This is a genomic window from Mycobacterium sp. Root135, from assembly GCF_001426545.1.
Taxonomy (GTDB): Bacteria; Actinomycetota; Actinomycetes; order Mycobacteriales; family Mycobacteriaceae; genus Mycobacterium.
In genome coordinates, this window is record NZ_LMEZ01000001.1 from 581,897 (window position 1) to 601,740 (window position 19,844).

Sequence of the window (19,844 nt, forward strand, 5' to 3'; positions counted from 1 at the left end):
GGGGCATGCCTTTCGATAGGCCCACTGGAAAGTACGCCATCTCAGCCCGCAGTCAGTTGGCTGCCCGCTCGTCTGCAACCGTCGTTCCCGACCTCTTCCGTCGCTTGAGCGCACACTCCTCGTACCGGTGCCGCAGACTCGGCGGCATGGAACCTCAACGCAGGCTTGAACGGTGGGAGCGGCGGGCCGAGTGGCCGCTGGCCGCGGTGGCGATCGCGTTCTTGGCTGTCTACTCGGTGCAAGTACTTGGTCGACCGCACGGCCTCGAAGCCACCGTGTTGGGGGTCATGAGCTGGATCATCTGGAGCGTCTTCGTCGCGGACTACTTTGCGCGCCTCGCATTGGCGAACGATCGCCGTCGGTGGTTTGTGAAGCACCTCCTCGATCTGGCCGTGGTCGCGCTCCCGCTTTTGCGTCCGTTGCGGCTTCTGCGGCTCGTCATCTTGGTTGGCGCCCTGCAGAAAGCGTTGGGCAACGCGATACGCGGACGGATCGTGATCTACACCGTTGGCGGTGTCGCACTGCTGATCTACGTGGGTTCGTTGGCAGTGCTTGAGCAGGAACGTGATCAGCCCAACGCACTCATAACGTCCTTCGGCAAGGCGTTGTGGTGGTCGATCACCACGGTCACGACCGTCGGATACGGCGACCTGTACCCGATAACCACCACCGGCAGAATCGTCGCAGTGTTGTTGATGCTGGGCGGGATCAGCCTCATCGGCGTGGTTACCGCGTCACTCGCGTCATGGATCGTGCAACGCGTCGCCGAAGATGACGCTGCTCAAGGCGCGGCAACCGCTGAGCAAGTGGCCGCATTGCAGGTGGAGATTCGGAACCTGGCGGATGAACTCCGCATCATGGCGGCGCAGGGCGCGATACCGGGAGGGCGCACGTCGACATAGGCGAACGCACCGTCAATCTGTTGCCATCTCCGTCGTCGAGCAATGGTTCAGAATTCTCTGAATACAAAATTTGATGTACTGTCGGGCAATGCAGACACTGGTGGAGCGGGACGCCCTCGCGCGCTTCGGCTATGCCCTCTCCGACGCCACCCGCGCGTCGATATTGCTGTCTCTTCGAGACGGCGGACGCTATCCGTCCGATCTCGCCGACGAGATGCAGGTGTCTCGGCAGATCGTGTCGAATCACCTTGCGTGCCTTCGAGGATGCGGGCTGGTCGTCGCCGTCCCCGAGGGCCGGCGTAGCCGCTACGAGCTGGCCGACGGCCGCATCGCGCACGCGCTGAACGATCTGGTCGGTCTGGTGCTCGCGGTCGACCCGGCCTGCTGCCCGGTTAGTGACGAGGGGTGCTGCTGATGGCGCCGGACGTCGGGCTGTCGGTCCCCCGCCGCCGCGTGCTGTCCCGCCGCATCCGGTACTTCGTCGCCGCCACGATCACCTACAACGTGGTCGAGGCCGTCATCGCCCTCGTCGAGGGAACGCGGGTCTCGTCGGCCGCACTGCTCGGATTCGGGCTGGACTCGGTGATCGAAGTGTCCTCGGCTGCCGCGGTGGCATGGCAGTTCGCCGGCCGCGATCCCGAAGCCCGTGAGAAGACCGCGCTTCGCATCATCGCGTTCTCGTTCTTCGGCTTGGCCGCCTATGTGACGGTGGACTCCGTTCGCGGCCTCCTCGGACACGGCGAGGCCGAGCCGTCGACCGTCGGCATCGCACTCGCCGCGGTCAGCCTGGCCGTCATGCCCGTCCTGTCGTGGGCGCAGCGGCGCGCAGGCAGGGAGCTCGGCTCGTCGTCGACGGTCGCAGACTCCAAGCAGACGCTGTTGTGCACCTACATGTCCGCCGTGCTGCTCGCCGGGCTGCTGCTCAACTCGCTGCTTGGTTGGTCGTGGGCCGACCCCGTGGCGGGCTTGGTGATCGCCGCCGTCGCCGTCCGCGAGGGTCTCCAAGCGTGGCGTGGCGAATCATGTTGCGCCGCAGGCTGTAACTGAGCAAGCACTCCCCCAGCACGCACGAACCGCCGCGACCCTGCAAGGGCAGGAGTCGCGGCGGTTCGCAGTGGGTCAGGCGGACGGTGGCTACCCCTCGTCTCCGCCGCCGCCCGATCCACTGCCGCTCGGTGAATGCGACGCGACCTTCGCGTCGGATCCCTTGTCGGTGCCAGCTCCCGCGGAGCTCGTCTTCGGTGTGACCTTGTTGGCCGTTGCGTTCTTGTCGCCCTTGTCCTTGTCGCCCTTGTCCTTCGACGGCGACGAGCCCTTGGTGTCAGCCTTGCCGGGCTTGGCGGCCTTGGCAGGCTTGACGCTCTTGTCAGGCTTGTCGGCCTTGTCGGGCGTCGGCGACGCGTCAGTCTTGTCGGGTTTGGTTGCGGTGTCGGCCTTCTCGGGCTTGGCCGACGTGTCTGACGCTCCCGATTCGGCAGGACTAAACGCCGCCGGCTCGGCGGCCTCCGTCGCCTCGGGAGTCTTGGTGTCGTCGGGAGTCTCGGCGGCCACCGGCTCCGCCGCGACGGGCTCGACCGTCTCGACCACGGGCGTCGTCTCCGGCTCGGTTGCCGTCGACTTCTCGGGCTTGGCGGCGGACTTGGTGCCGTCGGTTCCCTCTGCTCCCTTCGTGGCCGTGTCTGCCTCGCTGACGTCGTCGACCCCAGCGCTTGGGGTGTCGGACGTCGGCACCGAGGCGACCTTCAGCGCCAACGCCGTCGACGTGGTCACCGCGTGAGCACCGCCAATGGAGGCGAGCGCCTTGGCGATGGCCTGGGCGAACGCGGCGACGGAGGCCTGAACCTGAGCGGCGACCGCCTGGAACTGCTTGGCGAGGGCTTGGACGATCGCAGCCAACGGGTTCGGCACCGGTGTCGGCTGGCCGGGATTCGTTGGCCCGGTGCCGTTTTGCGGATGGTCCTTGAACCACTGGATGAGGAAGTCGGTGATGACTTCCTTGGGCTGGCCGAGAAGATTCCAGAGCCCGTAGTTCTTTTCGGGATCGGCGCTGCCCGTTGCGGTGTCTCGCCCGGTGTAGAGGAAGATCGGCCCGGCGTTTGCCCCGAAGGAGGCCGCCCAGTTCTTGATCAGGTCGGCGATGTACTTCTCCTGCTGATCCTGCGTGATGGTGTGCACGACGCCGTTGGCGTCGGTGTACGTGTAGGTCGGAACGCCGAATTCGGTGATCCACACCTTCTTGGTGGGGAACAGCTTCACCAAGTCCTTCAGCTGGTTGAACGCCGTGTCGGACGCCCACCAGCCGGAGTTCGGATTGATGTTCCCCTGCGAGAACGGAAGGCTCACGTCATACGGGTGGTACGACAGGGCGTCGAAGTATTGGCCGATGGTCGGGTCGGCGGCGATCATCGCCTTGACGAAGTCGACCGGGTCCATGGTGATGTTGCCGACGGTGATGACGTGACCCACGGCGCCCGCGACGACGGTTGCCGTCGGATCGAGCGGCTTGATGGCCTGGTATGCCGCCTTCACCAAGGCCGCATACGCAGCGGGATTGATGGGGCTGGACGAGAGAATGCCATTGGGCTCGTTCCAGATCTCGTAGGCGGAGACCGTTTCGCCGTACTTGGTGACGAACTTCGTCATGAAGGCGGCGAACTTCGCGGGATCGGGGGTGTTGCCGCCGCTTGGGGTCCCTGGGGCGACGCCGCCCGGTGGGGTGCTGTCCACCTCGGCCAAGACTCCCATGCCGTGTTCCTTGGCGGACTGCATGACGGTGTCGAGCAGGGACCACGACAAGCTGCCCGGCTGCGACGGTCCGAAGGCGTCGACGAGCCCCCACGGGACGAACACGCGGATGTTCTGAACGCCCAGCGCCTGCATCTCGTTCAGCTGCTGGTCGATCTGCGCCTTGGTCTGTCCGTACAGAGGGGACGCGGCCACGCCCACCGTGTTGGGCGAGACGGTGATCTCGGCGACCTGTTGATATTCGTAGGACGCCATCCGGGGCGGTACGGGGACGAATAAGTTGCTCGCATAAGCGCTAGCCATGGCAACGGGTATGGCGGCGATGACACCCCGCGTCGCGATGGCCTTCAAAAGTCCCTGACTTGCCTTCTTCATTCCTGCTCGCTTTCACGATTTGTAATTTTCGTCGCCGTCAACCCCGGTCAATTTAACTGGCCTTGAGGCAAACCGCATAACGAACGGGCTACTGCGCTGCGGGCGCCGGAGGGGGCGGTAAACCCACAGGTCGAGCTGCACATCACGGTTCAATTAACGCAAACATAAATTCTGGGTGGCAACCGTTCGTGACCTGGTAATTACGGCTAATTTCGCGTGTGTAGCGATTTGTGATTGGTTTGTGCCAGGTTTCGTACCAAAGGTCTGATTTTTGGACTGATTGGGCGGGACTGGAGCGCCGTGGAATGGTCGGCTCGCGAATATCTCGTGTTTGCACGACAAATGCACCGTGGCGACCCCATTTGGAATGGAGTCGCCACGGTGAACGGGTGCCTAACCCTGCTTGAATTACCCCGATGTAACTACTACTCGGACGGCCCGGATGCGAGGAGCCCTACGCCTGACCCTCACGGCTGTCTTGCTGCGCGAGCAGACGGGCGTAGCCGGTCCCCATGCCGAGCAGCACCAGGCCCACCGCGATGAAGACGACGACGCGGAAGATGCCGTCCAGCGTCCCGAGGTCGAAGAGGAACAACTTGGCCACTGCGGCCGCCACCAATGCCATGCCGCCACCGATCGGCAGCGAGCGCTCGGCGCGAGAGACCTTCGCCGCGTACAGAAGCACGGCCGCGGCCAACATGATCCAACACAGGGTCGCGGCCACGTGGCCGGCGAGGAAACCCTGCCCCTCGCCGCCGAGCAACACCCCGGCCGTCACCGTGAACGTGGTGGTCGCGTACAGCGCGACGACGGCGGCGGCGGCCCACGACCAGTCGGCGGGCCAGGACCACGCGATCGCGACCGCCCACGCCACCAGCAGCAGGCTGGCGATCAGCGTCGAGGCTGCGATCGGCGTGCCCAACTCGGTGGGCTCGACCAAGAACGACGGCGGGGCGTAGGCAAGGTAGAACAGACCACCCGCGACGCCGAACCCGATCGCACACCAACGCGCCACCCCGCTGCGTCGACCCGCGGCCGCCACCACGACGGCCATCGCGAGAAGGACCGGTCCCGCCACCGGACCGTCGAAGGCGACGACCACCGCGATGAGCGCCGACACCGCAGCCAGGGCCGCCCAGATCGACCGCACGCTGGTGGCTCCTCCGGTCAGGCGGTCGCCGGCAAGCACGATTCCCACCAGGGCCGCCGACAGCGCGGCCGCCATCAGCGCCGCGACGGCAGCGTCGACCGCCAGCGAGGCGGCCAGGACGGGGGTGGTGCCCGCCGCGCTCAGCAGCGCCATGGTGGCGGGGTGCTTGGTGCGCGGCAGCAGGACGACCGCACTCCCGATGGCCAGCGCGGCCGCGGCGGAACCCGCGACGGCAAGGAGCGGCGAATGCCCGGAATCGAAGCTGGTCAGAATCAGTGCGAGTAGCAGCGGCAGGGTGGTCACCGCCGTGCGCGCCGCATGCAGGCCGTTCCAATCCTTGCCCAGCTGTACGGGTACCGACGCAGCGCCCAGCGCCAGCATGAAGCCGATCAGCACGGCGGTGACTCCGTCGGCGACAACGGGTCCGAGCCCGATCAGCGGGACGAGGACCAACAGGCCGAGATGTTCGGAGTTCCATCGGCGCGACAGCATGAGGCCGGCGACGGCGACCACCGCGGCGATGGTGAGTCCGACGGCAGCAGACACCCAGTGGTAGATCGTCGTCACCGCGATGACGTCGATGTACGCCGCTGCAATACCCGTCGCTGCCAACGCAATCGCACCGACCCGACCGCCGGGTCGGTCGACGAGCCGCCAAGCGACTCCCACCAGACCGGCCGCCAAGGCGGCGCCTGCGAACACCCGGAACTCCGGCCTCAGGATGCCGGCCTGGGCGGCCAGTACCAATAGGAGGGCGACGCCCACCAGGGTGACCGCGACTCCGGCGACCGCCAGTGCCTTGCCGATCCAGCCTTCGGACCGCGGAGCCTTGGGCGCGGGGGGGACGTGCGGCTGGGGCGTGGGCGCCGCTGGCGTGTAGGCGGGCGGCTGCCAGTACATCGGTACGGGCTGAGCAGGCGCCAGGGGCTGAGCCGGTGCCACGGGCCGCTCCGCCACGATGCGTTCGAGCTGGCGCAAGTCGACCGACGCCCGCGCCAGATACGCAGCCATGGCGGCGAAGTCGGATGACAGCCTGGCGATGACGGCCTGATCTGGTTCGGTCATGAAGCAATCGTGGCAGCCACCCCAACCGATGGGATGAGTATTACTACTCGTCGAGCCCGTGTTCTATCGCGTAGCGTGCCAGCTCGACACGATTGGCCACCTGCAACTTGCGGAAGGTGGCCTGCACGTGGTTCTCCACCGTGCGGTGGCTCAAGGACAGCTGCTCAGCAATCTGCTTGGCGGTCAACCCCTTCGCGACGTACCGCAGGATCTCCGTCTCCCGCTCGGTCAAGCTGGGCGTGGAGTCGTGCCCGCCCGGCGAGCGCGCGATGCGCCGATATTCACCGAGCACCAGACCCGCCAGCCCCGGGGTGAACACCGCCCGCCCCTCGCCGGTGGCCCGAACCGCTTCTGCGAGTTCGCCCTTCGACGCACTCTTGACGAGATAGCCCGTCGCCCCGGCCTTCACTGCCTCCAACACGTCGTCGCGTTCGTCCGACGCCGAGAGCACCAGGACCCGCGACGACGGGGACACCGTCAGCACCTCGGCGGTGGCGATGGCGCCGTTGCCGTCCGACAGCCGCATGTCCATCACCACCACATCGGGTTTGACCACTTCTGCGCGACGGCGGGCCGAGCCGACGCCGTCCGCAGTGGCGACGACGGCGAAGCCTTCCTCGGCAAGGTCACGGGCGACGGCGTCCCGCCAGATCGGGTGGTCGTCCACGACCATCACCGTGAACGTGGAATGGTCAGTTCCCACTCGGTCCCCCTTCCCGGCCCCGTACTCAACCGGGCCGTACCGCCGAGCCAATTCAGCCGTCCGACAATCGACTTCGACACGCCGACTCGTCCCTCGCCGGCCGCCTCCTCGAGCCGGCCGGCCGCAATGCCGATTCCGTCGTCGCGGACGCTCACCACGACCGAGTCTTCCAGGTCCTCCACCAGCACGAAGGCGCGGGCGTCGGCGCCGGCATGCGCGACGACGTTGTCCAACGCGTTCGCCACCGCCGCGTCGACTTCACGTGCCACCTCGGCGGACAACGTGACCGGTTCCGGAGGAAGGCTGACCGACACCCGGTCGGCGGCGCGGTCGCGTAGCAGCGTCACCAGGTCGATCTCCGGCCCCTCGGGCACCGGCGAACCCGCGGCGCTGACCCAGCGTCGCAGCGCGCGTTCCTGCTCCCCCGCCAGCTCGGCGAGTTCGGTTGTCGGACCGCCAATCTCACGCCCCCGACGGGCGACCAACGACAGCACCTGGATGGCTCCGTCGTGGACCTCCCTCGACAGCCGTTCGCGTTCCTCGAGTGAAGCCGCCAAACGCGCGGCTCGCTGCAGTTCGGTGTGCGCGCGACGCGCGGTCTGGGCGGCCATCCCGATCGCCAGGCCGACGGCGAGTTCGATCACGACGGTGGCGTTGCGTCCCACGTCGACGCTGACGTACCCCTTCAGTACGGCGTTGGATGCCGTCACCAACAGCCCGGTCGTCATGCCACCTATTGCGCCGAGCAGGATGGCTGCCGAAATCGTTGCGTTGGTGGCCCACAACGTCGTCGGCCACGACTGGTTGTCCAGCGCCCACTGATCGGACGCGACGATCTTTGTCGAGAGCATCAGTGCGACGACCACCACCACCTCGGCGCTCACCCATGCGATCCGCCTGCCGTAGCCGTGAAGGTAGGCGGCTGCGCAGGCGACGCTCCACGACACCAGGACCGCGAAGAGTGCCCAGCCGATCGCGGGGCGTTCGAGGTCGTCGTTGACCGCTATCTGAAACCCAAGGGCGTAGAGACAGCTCAGCAAGCGGAAGACCTGCGCCGCCCGCCAGAGCGGTGTCGCGGGATCGGGTGCTGCCGGCATGCCGGCGACTACATCACCTTGGACAGGAACAGCTTCGTGCGTTCGTGTTGCGGGTTGCTGAGAACCTCACGTGGCTTGCCGCTTTCGACGATGACCCCGGCGTCCATGAACACCAACTGGTCGGCGACTTCACGGGCGAACCCCATCTCGTGGGTCACGACCACCATCGTCATGCCCTCGCTGGCCAGCTTCTTCATGACACCGAGCACTTCGCCGACCAATTCGGGGTCCAGCGCCGAAGTGGGCTCGTCGAACAGCATCAGCTTGGGGTCCATCGCCAACGCGCGGGCGATCGCGACGCGCTGCTGTTGACCGCCCGAAAGTTGCGCCGGATACGCAGTTGCCTTCTCCGACAAGCCAACCTGGTTCAGCAGGTCCTTGCCCCGCTCGATGGCTTCGGCCTTCTTGACGCCCTTGACCTGGATGGGCGCCTCGATGATGTTGGCCAGCGCGGTGCGGTGCGGGAAGAGGTTGAAGTGCTGGAACACCATCCCGATGTCGCGCCGCTGCCGCGCGGCTTCCCGCGGCGGCATCTCGAGCAGCTTGTCGCCCTTCTCGCGGTAACCGATCAGCTCGCCGTCGACGTAGAGCCGACCACCGTTGACCTGCTCGAGGTGGTTGATGCAGCGCAGGAACGTCGACTTGCCCGACCCGGAGGGGCCGACGAGGACCAGCACCTGACCCCGGCCGATCTCCAGGGTCACGCCCTTGAGGACCTTGAGCGCGCCGAAGTTCTTGCAGACGTTCTCGGCCTTGACCATCGGTGTCGCTACGGCAGCCGCGGTCATGTGTGCCCAGCCTCTCCAAGTGTCTGCGCCTCGGCCAGTGCGCCGAGTTGTTTGGCGGTGAGCTTGCGGGACGCACCTCGGGAGAAGTAGCGCTCCAGGTAGAACTGGCCCACCATCAGGATGCTGGTGATGAGCAGGTACCACGCCGCTGCGACGAGCAGCAGTGGGATGGGCTGGAAGAGCACGGCCGAGATGTCGCGCTGACGCCCGAAGAGGTCGAAGGTGAACGGGACCGCGGCCACCAGCGACGTGGTCTTGAGTTGGCCGATGAACTCGTTGCCCGTCGGCGGGATGATGACCCGCATCGCCTGCGGAAGCACCGTGCGGCGCATGGTCATCAGCCACGACATGCCCAGTGCCGTAGAGGCTTCGGACTGACCCTCCGGGACGGAGCTGATGCCGGCCCTGATGATCTCGGCGAGATAGGCGGCCTCGTTGAGCCCCAGGCCGATGACCGCCAACAGGAAGTACAGCGACAGGTCCTGGATGTTGATGGTGAAGAACGTCGGCCCAAACGGGATGCCCAGCTGAATGTTCTTGTAAATCGTCGGGAACAGACCCCAGAACACCAACTGCACGTACACCGGGGTGCCGCGGAAGATCCACAGATACACCCACGACACCGAGCGGAACACCGGGTTCGGTGAGAGTCGCATGACGGCCAACAACACCGCCAGCACGATCGCCAGGATCATGGACAGGATGGTCAGTTCGAGCGTGACCACCACACCGGAGAAGATGCGCTCGTCGAGGATGTACTTGCCGAAGGTTCCCCAGCCGTACGCCTCATTCGTCGCCGCACCGTAGAGGAACAGCGCGACGAGGATGACGATGACGATCGCCGCCACCCACCGCCAGGGGTGCCGCAGTGGGACGGCATCGATGACGGCTGGATTGTCGGGTGGCGTGCGAACGTCGACGCTCATCAGTGAATTCCGACTGTCAGCTGGTCGCGCCGTTGATGACTGGCTTGTCGATCATGCCAGCCTCGACACCCCAGTTCGCGGCGATCGTCTTGTAGTCACCGGACTCGATCAGGTGCTCGAGGGCCTTCTGCAGCGAGGCGGCCAACGGAGAACCCTTCGCGACGGGCCAGCCGTAGGGTGCCGCGTCGAAGGTCTCGCCTGCCTGCTCGAGCTTGCCTGCGCTCTGCTTGATGGCGTACAGCGTCACCGGGGAGTCCGCCGACATGGCGTCGGCCTGACCGAGGACGACGGCGTTGGTGGCCTGATCCTGTCCGTCGAACTTGACGATGTCGATGGCAGGCTTGCCCGCGTCGGTGCACGCCTTGCTCTTGGCGGGCAGTTCGTCGACTTCCTGTGTGGTCGTGGCTTGCACCGCGACCTTCTTGCCGCACGCGTTGGTCGGGTCGATGTCGGACCCCTTGGGCTTGGCCCACAGCGAGCCAGCCGAGAAGTAGGTGACGAAGTCGACGGTCTGTTCGCGTTCCTTGGTGTCGGTGAACGACGACATGCCGACGTTGAACGTCCCGCCGGTGATCGACGGGATGATCTTCGAGAAGTCGGCCTCGCGGTATTCGGCGGTCAAGCCGAGGGTGGAAGCGATCGCATTCATCAAGTCGACGTCGAAGCCGACGATCTTGCCGCTCGAATCCTTGAACTCGTTGGGCGTGTAGGGAACGTTGACGCCGACGATGAGCTTGCCGGAGGACTTGATGTCCTCGGGAACGGTGTTCGCGATGTCGTCGACCTTGGCGGCCTTCGCCGCGGTGGTCTCCTTTGCGGGTTCCGCGGAGTCGGTGTTCTTGGTACAGCCCGACAAAACGAGCGATGCCGACACGGCGACGACCGCAGCGCCGCGCCACCAGCGTGAGCTCGCTCGACGGTCCTGAATTCCAGCTACCACGTTGTCTCTTCTCTCTGCATCGGGTCGCCTTCATTCCTTCGCGGGCGACGACCTCAGGAACACTAGCGGGATGTACGCGCCGTAGTAGGTGAAACTTAACGCCGGTCGACGATCCGCGCTGTCCGAAACGGCAACGCGGTGAATTGGGCCGCCCCCAACGGTTGCCGTGCGAGACTGCCCTTCATGACCACCCCGTCCGTCCCGGCGATGCCGAGTCTGTTGCCTCATCTGTGGAAATCGGCCGTCGTGTCCGGGCTGCTGGCCATCGCGATCGGTGTCGCGATCGTCGCGTGGCCGGGCATCTCGATCACCGTGGCCGCCATCTTCTTTGGTGCCGGCTTGCTGCTGACCGGAATTCAGCAAGTCTTCTTCGCCTTCAGCCTCCACGTGTCCGCCGGCGGACGGGTGCTGCTCTTCATCAGCGGTGCGGCGTCGCTCATCCTCGCGATCATGGCGTTTCGGCATCTCTACGACGCAGTCCTGTTGCTGGCCATCTGGATCGGGGTGGGCTTCATCTTCCGTGGCGTCGCCACGACGGTGTCGGCAATCAGTGATCCGACCCTGCCGGGTCGGGCCTGGAACGTCTTCGTCGGGCTCCTCAGCTTGGTTGCCGGCGTGGTCATCCTCGCTTCGCCGTTCGACTCGATCGGCACCCTGGCGCTCGTCGTGGGCATTTGGTTGATCGTCATCGGCGTCATGGAGGTCGTCGCCGCCGTCGCGATCCGCCGCGCGACCAACACGCTTTCGGGACAGGGTCAGCCAGCTCACTAAAAACGCCCTGGGCTGGGGGAAGGTTGTCTACTACACTTTGTCGTAGGTACTACCGGCAGCCAGGGGATGGTGCACATGAACGCTCTCGACGTTTCGAGATGGCAGTTCGGGATCACAACGGTCTATCACTTCATCTTCGTGCCGCTGACCATCGGGCTGGCCCCGCTGATCGCCGTCATGCAGACCGCGTGGGTGATCACCGGAAATCCCGCCTGGTACCGGCTGACCAAGTTCTTCGGCAAGCTCTTCCTGATCAACTTCGCCCTCGGCGTCGCCACCGGCATCGTGCAGGAGTTCCAGTTCGGGATGAACTGGAGTGAATACTCCCGATTCGTCGGCGACGTGTTCGGCGCGCCGCTGGCGATGGAGGGCCTGGTCGCCTTCTTCTTCGAGTCAACCTTCATCGGGCTGTGGATCTTCGGCTGGACCAAACTGCCCCGACTCGTCCACCTGGCCTGCATCTGGATCGTCGCGGTCGCGGTCAACGCCTCGGCGTTCTTCATCATCGCCGCCAACTCCTGGATGCAACACCCCGTTGGCGCCCGCTTCAACCCAGAGACCGGCCGCGCCGAACTGACCAGCATCGTCGCGCTGTTCACCAACAACACTGCCACGGCGGCGTTTTCACACGCCGTCTTCGGCGCCTTCCTCACCGCGGGAACATTCGTCGCGGCGGTGTGCTCCTGGTGGCTGGTGCGTGCCCGCGAGACCGACGAGGCGCGCACGATGTACCGGCCCGCCACCATCCTCGGCTGCCTCGTGACACTCGCCGCGGCAGGCGGACTGTTCCTCACCGGTGACGCCCAGGGCAAGCTGATGTTCCAGCAGCAGCCCATGAAGATGGCGTCGGCGGAATCGTTGTGCCACACCGAGACCGACCCCGACTTCTCGATCCTCACCGTCGGCACCCACAACAACTGCGACGCCGTCGACCACGTCATCGAGGTGCCCTACGTCCTCCCCTTCCTCGCCGAAGGCCGGTTCGACGGGGTCACGTTGGAGGGCGTGAAGGATCTGCAGGAGAGGTACGAGGCCACCTACGGCCCCGGCGACTACCGACCCAACCTCTTCGTGACCTACTGGTCGTTCCGGGCGATGATCGGATTGCTCGCCGTCCCAGTGCTCTTCGCGATGGTCGCCCTCTGGTCTACTCGCCGCGGACGTCTCCCCCGCCAGCGGTGGTTCGCCACCTTCGCCCTCCTGACTCTTCCGACACCGTTCCTGGCCAACAGCGCGGGCTGGGTGTTCACCGAGATGGGCAGACAACCGTGGGTGGTGGTGCCCAACCCGACCGGCGACCAGATGATCCGTCTGACGGTCGGTGAGGGCGTCTCCGTTCACTCAGCGGGCATCGTGCTCGTCTCGCTGACGGTGTTCACGGCGCTGTACGCCGCGCTCGCCTGCATCTGGTTCTGGCTGATCCGGCGCTACGTCGTCGAGGGGCCGCTGGAGCACGACGCCGAACCGGCGCCGCCCACGCCACCCGGGGACGCCGACGTCGCACCGTTGTCGTTCGCGTACTGACCCGTTCGCGCACTGAGAGGCCGACATGGAACTGCAGGACTTCTGGTTCATCGCCCTGGCGGCACTGTTCGTCGGATTCCTTTTGCTCGAGGGCTTCGACTTCGGCGTCGGAATGCTGATGCAGTTCTTCGCGCGCCGCGCTCCCGAGGGCCTTGGTGAGCCGCACCGGCGCGCAGTGCTCAACACCATCGGCCCGGTCTGGGACGGCAACGAGGTCTGGCTGATCACCGCGGGCGGGGCCATGTTCGCGGCGTTCCCGGAGATGTACGCGACGGTGTTCTCGGGCCTGTACCTGCCGTTGCTGGCCATCCTGGTGTCGATGATCGTCCGCGTCTGTGCCATCGAGTGGCGCGGCAAGGTCGACGATCCCAAGTGGCGCACGTGGGCCGACGTCGCGATCGCCGTCGGCTCCTGGGTGCCCGCCGTGCTGTGGGGTGTCACGTTCGCCCTGCTTGTGCACGGGCTTCCGGTCAACGCGGACAAGCAGATCGAGCTGTCCGTCACCGATCTGCTCAACCCGTTCGCGCTTCTCGGCGGGCTTGCCACCGCTGGGCTGTTCGCGTTCCACGGTGCCGTCTTCGTCGCCCTCAAGACCGAGGGTGCGGTGCGCGACGACGCGGTGTTCTTCGCCGCCCGGTTGGCGCTGCCCGTCACCCTGGTGGTCGGGGTGTTTGGCGCGTGGACCCAGCTGTTCTACGGCAAGGACTGGACCTGGCTGGTGTTGGGCGTCGCCCTCGTCGCACAGATCACCGCCGTCATGCTGGTGTGGAGCCGCGGGGGTGACGGCTGGGCCTTCGCGTGCACGGCGACCGTCGTCGTCGCGGCGGTAGTGCTGCTGTTCGGCTCGCTCTACCCGAACCTGGTGCCCTCCACGCTGAACCCGGCGTGGAGCCTCGACGTCCACAACGCCTCGTCCTCGCCGTACACCCTGACCGTCATGTCCTGGGCGGCCCTGATCTTCGCTCCGCTGGTGATCGGCTACCAGGCGTGGACGTACTGGGTGTTCCGCCAACGCATCTCCGCCGACCGGATCCCGGCGTCGATCGGCTTGAGTCCCAAATGATGCACCGCCACCTCGTGGCGACGACGAGCTGCGGAGTGGTCATCACCGGCTCGGCCATCGCCGGCGCGGTGGTCCTGGCCCATGTGCTGGCAGGTCTGATCACCGACCCGAACACCCGCACTCTGAACCACTGGTCGGCGTCCCTGTGGATTCTGTTGGCGCTCTGGACCATTCGTGCGGGCGCGCAGTGGGCGCAGGCCCGAGTCAGTCAACGCGGCGCCACCGAGGCGATCGCCGACCTCAACCGTGAAGTCCTCGCCTTCGTCACCGCGCTTCCACCGCGCGAGCTGGCGGCGCGACACGACGACGCAGTAGCCCTGACCACCCGGGGCCTCGACGCGTTGCGCCCCTACTACACCCGCTACCTGCCGGCTTTGGTCCAGGCAGCCATCCTCACTCCCGCCGCGGTGGTGACGATGGCCTGGTACGACCTACAGGCGGCCTTCGTCGTCCTGATCGCGCTTCCGCTGGTTCCGTTGTTCATGGTGCTGATCGGTCTGGTCACCGCCGAACGCTCCTCGGCGGCCATGACGGCGATGACCGTCCTGCACTCCCGGCTGCTCGACCTCATCACCGGCATCCCGACCCTGCGGGCACTGGGCCGTGCCGACGGCCCCGAGCACCGCATCTCCGAACTGGCCGAAGCGCATCGCCGCTCGACCATGGCAACACTGCGCATCACCTTCCTGTCGTCGCTGGTGCTGGAACTGATCGCCACGCTCGGCGTGGCACTGGTCGCCGTCAGCGTCGGGTTGCGGCTGGTCTACGGCGAAGTCGAGCTCGCCGCGGGGCTGACGGTGCTGCTGCTCGCACCGGAAGTCTTCTGGCCGTTGCGCCGCGTCGGCGCGGAGTTTCACGCCGCACAGGACGGGCGGACGGCCAAGGCGAAGGCCGCCGAGCTTCTCGAGGGCGCCGTGACCCGGCCCCAGGGAGTGCGCTCGCCGACGGGCACCACGATCCACCTTCGGGACGTCAGCGTGGCCGCGAGGAACGGCGATGCGCCACACCGGTTGTCGGCCGACGTCGTCCCGGGTTCGGTCACGGTCCTGACCGGACCGAACGGCGCGGGCAAGTCCACCGCACTGCACGCCATCCTGGGTCTCGTCGCGCCGACGTCGGGTCACGTGTTGGTCGGCGACGACGACGTCACCGATCTCGACCCACGGCAATGGTGGAACCTCGTCGCCTGGCTGCCGCAACGGCCGGCGCTGATCCCCGGCACCGTGCTCGAGAACCTCGAACTCTTCGGGCCGATCTCCGACGTCGACGACGCCTGCCGCAGAGCCGGTTTCGACGACGTCGTCGCCTCATTGCCACAGGGTCTGGCCACCGTGATCGGCCGCGACGGCGCCGGGTTGTCGCTGGGTCAGCGTCAAAGACTCGGCCTGGCCCGCGCGTTCGGTGCCCGCCGTCCGATCCTCCTCCTCGACGAACCGACTGCCCATCTCGACGAGGAGCGCGAGCGATTCGTCCTGCAGTCGATCCGCGACGTCGCACACGACGGCGCCGCCGTGCTGGTGGTCGGCCACCGCGACGCCGTCCGTGAAATCGGCGACTACCTCGTCACCGTCGGAGGCGAGACCCATGCCGTCGCGTGACCCGCTGCTCGCTGGGTTCGCACTCCTGCGCCCCCGCCTTCCACGCCTGGCGCTGGCCGTAACGTTCGGCGTGCTGGCCCTCGGCAGTGCACTGGCACTCGCCGGCGTCTCTGCGTGGCTCATCGCCAGGGCCTGGCAGATGCCGCCGATTCTGGACCTGTCCATCGCGGTCGTCGCCGTGCGAGCCCTCGGCATCTCCCGCGGCGTCCTCGGCTACTGCGAACGACTTGCGTCCCACGACACGGCGCTGCGGGCCGCCGGCACCGCCCGCGCCGGGCTGTACCGCGCCTTGGCCCACGGGCCCGCCGACACCGTGATGCGACTTCCGGAGGGAGACATCGCCTCCCGCGTCGGCGACTCGGTCGACGAACTGTCCGACGTCCTCGTCCGCGCCGTGCTCCCGATAGCGGTGGCCACGATTTTGTCGGGGGCCTCCGTCGTCGCCGTCGCGCTCATCTCACCGACCGTCGCCGCCGTGCTGCTGGCCTGCCTGTTGGTGGCCGGCGTCGTCGCGCCGTGGCTGTCCGCCAGGGCCGCCACCTCTTCCGAACATGTTGCCGTCCAACACCATTCGGGACGAGACACCGCGACGACGCTGGCCGTCGACCACGCCCCGGAACTTCGGGTGGCCGGCCGCCTCGACGAGGTCGTCGGCGACGCCTCTCGCAGGCAACGGGAATGGGGAGCCGCCGCCGACCGCGCGGCATTGCCCGCAGCCTTCGGCGCGGCAGCCCCCACCGCGGCGACGGCGGTCAGCGTGCTCGGCGCCGTTCTCGTCGCGATCACCCTCGCACCCCAGGTGGCGCCCACCACGCTGGCGATCCTGGTCCTGCTACCCCTCTCGGCGTTCGAGGCCACCTCGGCGCTTCCCGCGGCCGCCGTCCAACTCACCAGGGCCCGCATCGCGGCCGCCCGCCTCCTCGACCTCACCGCCCCCGACCCAACAGCCAGGACCCGACCCGTCCTTCACCCGCCCAACCTTGGGGCGGGTGACCGGGTCGCCGTCGTCGGCGACAGTGGCAGCGGGAAGACGACGACCCTGATGGCGATCGCCGCCGAACACCAAAACCCCTTCACCGCAGGCTTCTTCCCCGAGGACGCGCATCTGTTCGACACCACCGTCCGCGACAACCTGCTGGTGGCCCGCGGCGACGCGACCGACGAGGAGCTGCATGCGGCACTGTGCGCCGTCGGCTTGGGTGACTGGGTGGACGGACTTCCCGACGGGTTGGCCACGATCCTCACAGGCGGGGCGGCGGCGGTCTCCGCCGGGCAACGACGACGCCTGCTGCTCGCCCGCGCCCTCGTCTGCGATCTGCCCGTCATCCTGCTCGACGAGCCGACCGAACACCTCGACGCCGCCGACGCCGACCGGCTCCTGCGCGAACTGCTGGCACCCGACGGGCTCTTCGGCCCCAGCCGCACCGTCGTCGTCGCCACACATCACCTGCCCCGCGGTGTGGCCTGCCCGGTGCTCTACCCTCGGCAGACATGACGGGCCCCAGAAACGGAACAGGCACCGCTGCGCTCGCCGTCGCGGTCGCCGGCGTTGTCCTGTGCTGGTCGGTCGTCGGCGGCATCGCCTGCGGTGTGATCGCCGTCATCCTCGGCGTTGTCGGCCGCGGTCGCGCGAAACGCAACGAGGCCGACAACGGTGCTGTCGCGGCGGCGGGAATGGCGCTCGGCGTGGTGGCGGCCGTCGCCTCGGTGGCGTTTGCCGTCGTCTGGGTGTTCGCGTGGCGCGACGCCGGCGGCGCCGACTACATGGACTGCGTGGCCAAGGCAGGCAACGACCAGGTGGCCGCCAAGGCCTGTACGGACAAGTGGCTCAACGAGATTCAGGAACGCTTCGACGTCAGTCCGAAGCCGACCCGGGGAAGTACTTGACGATCCCCTCCTGAACCACGGTGGCCAGGACTTGGCCGTCGCGGTCGAAGAAGTGGCCGTTGCCGAGCCCACGGGACTCCGCTGCCACGGGTGACGTCGTCGAGTACAGCACCCACTCGTCGAAGCGCACCGGACGGTGAAACCACACCGAATGGTTCATCGTGACCGCGAAGATGCGGTCGAAGCCCCACGACAATCCGTGCGTGGTGATGATGGAGTCCAGCACCGTGGTGTCCGACGAATAGACCAGGGCAGCGGCGTGGATCACCGGGTCGTCGGGCATCGGACCCCTCGCCGTCAGCCACACCCTGTTGTGGGCGAGCTGCTCGCCCTTGCCCCGCATCACCCACGCGGGATCGTTGGTATAGCGCCATTCGATTGGCTTCAGCGCCGCCACGAACAGTGGGACCGTCTCCTCGAAGCCGACCAGCAGGTCCTCGATGCTCGGCACCGACAGCGGCTCGGGAACCTCCGGTGCCACGACTCCGTGCTCGAGGCCGCGGCCACCGGCCAGATGCGACACCAGGGCCGACGCCAACAGCACGTCACCCTGCCGAACGTCGACCCGGCGGTTGGCGAACCGACGCTCGTCGCGCAGGCGCACGACGTGGAACTCGAGGTCCCGCTCCGGGTCGCCACCGGCGATGAAGTGGACCGACAGTGCGCTCGGCGGCAGATCGTGTTTCAGCGTCCGGCTCGCCGCGACGAAGGCTTGCGCCATCATCTGGCCACCGAACGTCCGGATCGGGTTCTTGCTGGGGTGTGAACCGGTGAACAGATCGTCGTCGACGCGGTTCAGATCCAGAACGGCCAGCAGCTCTTCGAGATCGGAAGTCACTGCTGGCCGTTCCTCCAACTGCTAGTGGTCGTCCTCGCCGATTCGGTGGACGTGAATCATGTTGGTCGAGCCTACTGTGCCGGGAGGGGCACCAGCCACGATGATGACGAGGTCGCCACGCTTGTAACGGCCCAGCGCCAACAGGGACTCGTCGACCTGGCGGATCATGCCGTCGGTGGTCTGGATGTGCGGGACGATGAACGTCTCGGTGCCCCAGGTCAGCGCGAGCTGGCTGCGAACCTCGGGAAGCGGCGTGAACGCCAGCAACGGCAGCGGGGTGTGCAGCCGGGCGAGCCGCTTGAGGGTGTCACCGGACTGGGTGAACGCGACGAGCGCCTTGGCGTCCAACCGCTCGCCGATGTCGCGGGCGGCGTAGGAGATGACTCCCCGCTTGGTCCGCGGCACGTGGTGCAGCGGCGGTGCGGCCGTCGAGTTCTCCTCGACCGCGGTGATGATGCGGGCCATCGTCTTCACGGCCTCGAGCGGGTACTTGCCGACCGACGTCTCGCCGGAGAGCATCACCGCGTCGGTACCGTCCAGCACGGCGTTCGCCACGTCGGACGCCTCGGCGCGCGTGGGCCGCGAGTTCTCGATCATCGACTCGAGCATCTGGGTGGCGACGATGACGGGCTTGGCGTTCTCACGGGCCATCTGGATGACGCGCTTCTGCACCAGTGGCACTTCCTCCAGCGGCAACTCGACGCCGAGGTCACCGCGGGCGACCATGATCGCGTCGAACGCCAACACGATGGCCTCGAGGTTCTCGATCGCCTCCGGCTTCTCCAACTTGGCGATGACGGGCACACGCCGGCCCATCTCGTCCATGATCTCGTGGACCAGCTCGATGTCGGCCGGTGAACGCACGAACGACAGCGCAACCAGGTCGACGCCGAGGGCCATGGCGAACTTGAGGTCTTCGATGTCCTTCTCCGACATCGCCGGGACCGACACGTTCATCCCTGGCAGGGAGAGCCCCTTGTTGTTGCTGACCTTGCCACCCTCGGTGACGATGCAGACGACGTCGTTGCCGTCGATGTGGCTGACGGTCAGGCCGATGTTGCCGTCGTCGACGAGCAGCCGGTCACCGGCCACCGCGTCCTTGGCCAGCTCCTTGTAGGTGGTCGACACCCGATCGTGGGTGCCCTCGACCTCGTCGACGGTGATCCGCACCGTCTCCCCGGCCACCCAGACCGTGGGTCCGTCGGCGAACCGGCCGAGCCGGATCTTGGGTCCCTGCAGGTCGGCCATGATGCCGACCGCCCGCCCCGTCGAGTCGGAGGCTGCGCGAACCCGTTTGTAGGCGATTTCGTGGTCGGCATGGTCACCGTGGCTGAAATTCAGCCTGGCGACATCCATGCCTACCTCGACGAGCGCCTTGATCTGCTCCTCCGAGGAGGAAGCCGGGCCCAACGTACAGACGATCTTTCCGCGTCTAGTCACGTTGACTCAATATAGTCGTGATCGATTCAGAA

Annotated in this window: 18 protein-coding genes; 9 read left to right on the forward strand and 9 right to left on the reverse strand. The window is 66.8% G+C overall.

The annotated features are described in order from the left end of the window. Window positions 1-146 precede the first annotated feature (146 nt). The 3 genes from ASD37_RS02875 to ASD37_RS02885 all read left to right on the forward strand — a co-directional run bounded on the left by ASD37_RS02875 (window position 147) and on the right by ASD37_RS02885 (window position 1,949). A complete protein-coding gene (locus tag ASD37_RS02875) occupies window positions 147-902 on the forward strand; it encodes a potassium channel family protein (protein WP_056547800.1) in 756 nt (251 codons plus the stop codon). An 88-nt stretch (window positions 903-990) separates the two neighbouring features. Next, window positions 991-1,317: a helix-turn-helix transcriptional regulator gene (locus ASD37_RS02880; RefSeq protein ID WP_056547803.1), complete on the forward strand. Its 327-nt coding sequence runs from the start codon at window positions 991-993 to the stop codon at window positions 1,315-1,317. Then, complete coding sequence (locus ASD37_RS02885) at window positions 1,317-1,949, forward strand: cation transporter (RefSeq protein ID WP_056549724.1); 633 nt, start codon at window positions 1,317-1,319, stop codon at window positions 1,947-1,949. Before ASD37_RS02880 ends, ASD37_RS02885 begins: the two co-directional genes overlap by 1 nt. A gap of 87 nt (window positions 1,950-2,036) precedes the next feature. Here ASD37_RS02885 and ASD37_RS02890 read toward each other — a convergent pair whose 3' ends face one another. From ASD37_RS02890 to ASD37_RS02920, 7 genes are all read right to left on the reverse strand, one after another. Then, window positions 2,037-4,022 (reverse strand): cellulase family glycosylhydrolase, encoded by a 1,986-nt coding sequence (locus ASD37_RS02890; protein ID WP_082569919.1) that lies wholly within the window; start codon window positions 4,020-4,022, stop codon window positions 2,037-2,039. 454 nt (window positions 4,023-4,476) lie between these two features. Continuing rightward, complete coding sequence (locus ASD37_RS02895; protein ID WP_056547809.1) at window positions 4,477-6,237, reverse strand: DUF2339 domain-containing protein; 1,761 nt, start codon at window positions 6,235-6,237, stop codon at window positions 4,477-4,479. Window positions 6,238-6,280: 43 nt separating this feature from the next. Continuing rightward, a complete protein-coding gene (locus ASD37_RS02900; RefSeq protein ID WP_056547811.1) occupies window positions 6,281-6,910 on the reverse strand; it encodes a response regulator transcription factor in 630 nt (209 codons plus the stop codon). Next, window positions 6,910-8,037, reverse strand: a complete 1,128-nt coding sequence (gene macS / locus ASD37_RS02905; protein ID WP_056547814.1) for a MacS family sensor histidine kinase — start codon at window positions 8,035-8,037, stop codon at window positions 6,910-6,912. Before macS ends, ASD37_RS02900 begins: the two co-directional genes overlap by 1 nt. 8 nt (window positions 8,038-8,045) lie before the next feature. Continuing rightward, entirely contained in the window at window positions 8,046-8,798 is a 753-nt protein-coding gene (locus ASD37_RS02910) for an amino acid ABC transporter ATP-binding protein (RefSeq protein WP_056547818.1), read from the reverse strand. 23 nt (window positions 8,799-8,821) lie between these two features. Further along, window positions 8,822-9,751, reverse strand: a complete 930-nt coding sequence (locus tag ASD37_RS02915; protein ID WP_056547821.1) for an amino acid ABC transporter permease — start codon at window positions 9,749-9,751, stop codon at window positions 8,822-8,824. A gap of 16 nt (window positions 9,752-9,767) precedes the next feature. Beyond that, entirely contained in the window at window positions 9,768-10,691 is a 924-nt protein-coding gene (locus ASD37_RS02920) for an ABC transporter substrate-binding protein (protein ID WP_056547824.1), read from the reverse strand. 183 nt (window positions 10,692-10,874) lie between these two features. Here ASD37_RS02920 and ASD37_RS02925 point away from each other — a divergent pair, with 183 nt between their 5' ends. The 6 genes from ASD37_RS02925 to ASD37_RS02950 all read left to right on the forward strand — a co-directional run bounded on the left by ASD37_RS02925 (window position 10,875) and on the right by ASD37_RS02950 (window position 17,534). Continuing rightward, entirely contained in the window at window positions 10,875-11,462 is a 588-nt protein-coding gene (locus ASD37_RS02925) for an HdeD family acid-resistance protein (RefSeq protein WP_056549726.1), read from the forward strand. A 75-nt stretch (window positions 11,463-11,537) separates the two neighbouring features. Next, the gene (locus ASD37_RS02930) at window positions 11,538-12,986 is read left to right on the forward strand and encodes a cytochrome ubiquinol oxidase subunit I (RefSeq protein WP_056549728.1); all 1,449 of its coding nucleotides are present in this window, start codon (window positions 11,538-11,540) and stop codon (window positions 12,984-12,986) included. Window positions 12,987-13,011: 25 nt separating this feature from the next. Further along, window positions 13,012-14,049 carry a cytochrome d ubiquinol oxidase subunit II gene (cydB, locus tag ASD37_RS02935; protein ID WP_056547827.1) on the forward strand — a complete coding sequence of 346 codons (1,038 nt, stop codon included), beginning with the start codon at window positions 13,012-13,014 and terminating at the stop codon, window positions 14,047-14,049. Next, complete coding sequence (gene cydD / locus ASD37_RS02940) at window positions 14,049-15,647, forward strand: thiol reductant ABC exporter subunit CydD (RefSeq protein WP_056549730.1); 1,599 nt, start codon at window positions 14,049-14,051, stop codon at window positions 15,645-15,647. The genes cydB and cydD overlap by 1 nt, the downstream gene beginning before the upstream one ends. Next, window positions 15,634-17,142 carry an ATP-binding cassette domain-containing protein gene (locus ASD37_RS02945; protein ID WP_056547830.1) on the forward strand — a complete coding sequence of 503 codons (1,509 nt, stop codon included), beginning with the start codon at window positions 15,634-15,636 and terminating at the stop codon, window positions 17,140-17,142. The genes cydD and ASD37_RS02945 overlap by 14 nt, the downstream gene beginning before the upstream one ends. After that, window positions 17,139-17,534, forward strand: a complete 396-nt coding sequence (locus ASD37_RS02950; RefSeq protein WP_056547832.1) for a DUF4190 domain-containing protein — start codon at window positions 17,139-17,141, stop codon at window positions 17,532-17,534. The genes ASD37_RS02945 and ASD37_RS02950 overlap by 4 nt, the downstream gene beginning before the upstream one ends. Here the strand turns inward: ASD37_RS02950 and ASD37_RS02955 are convergent. Next, the gene (locus ASD37_RS02955) at window positions 17,503-18,372 is read right to left on the reverse strand and encodes an acyl-CoA thioesterase II (RefSeq protein ID WP_056547836.1); all 870 of its coding nucleotides are present in this window, start codon (window positions 18,370-18,372) and stop codon (window positions 17,503-17,505) included. The two genes, ASD37_RS02950 and ASD37_RS02955, sit on opposite strands and share 32 nt — an antisense overlap. A 21-nt stretch (window positions 18,373-18,393) precedes the next feature. Further along, a complete protein-coding gene (gene pyk / locus ASD37_RS02960; protein WP_056547839.1) occupies window positions 18,394-19,812 on the reverse strand; it encodes a pyruvate kinase in 1,419 nt (472 codons plus the stop codon). Window positions 19,813-19,844: the final 32 nt, after the last annotated feature.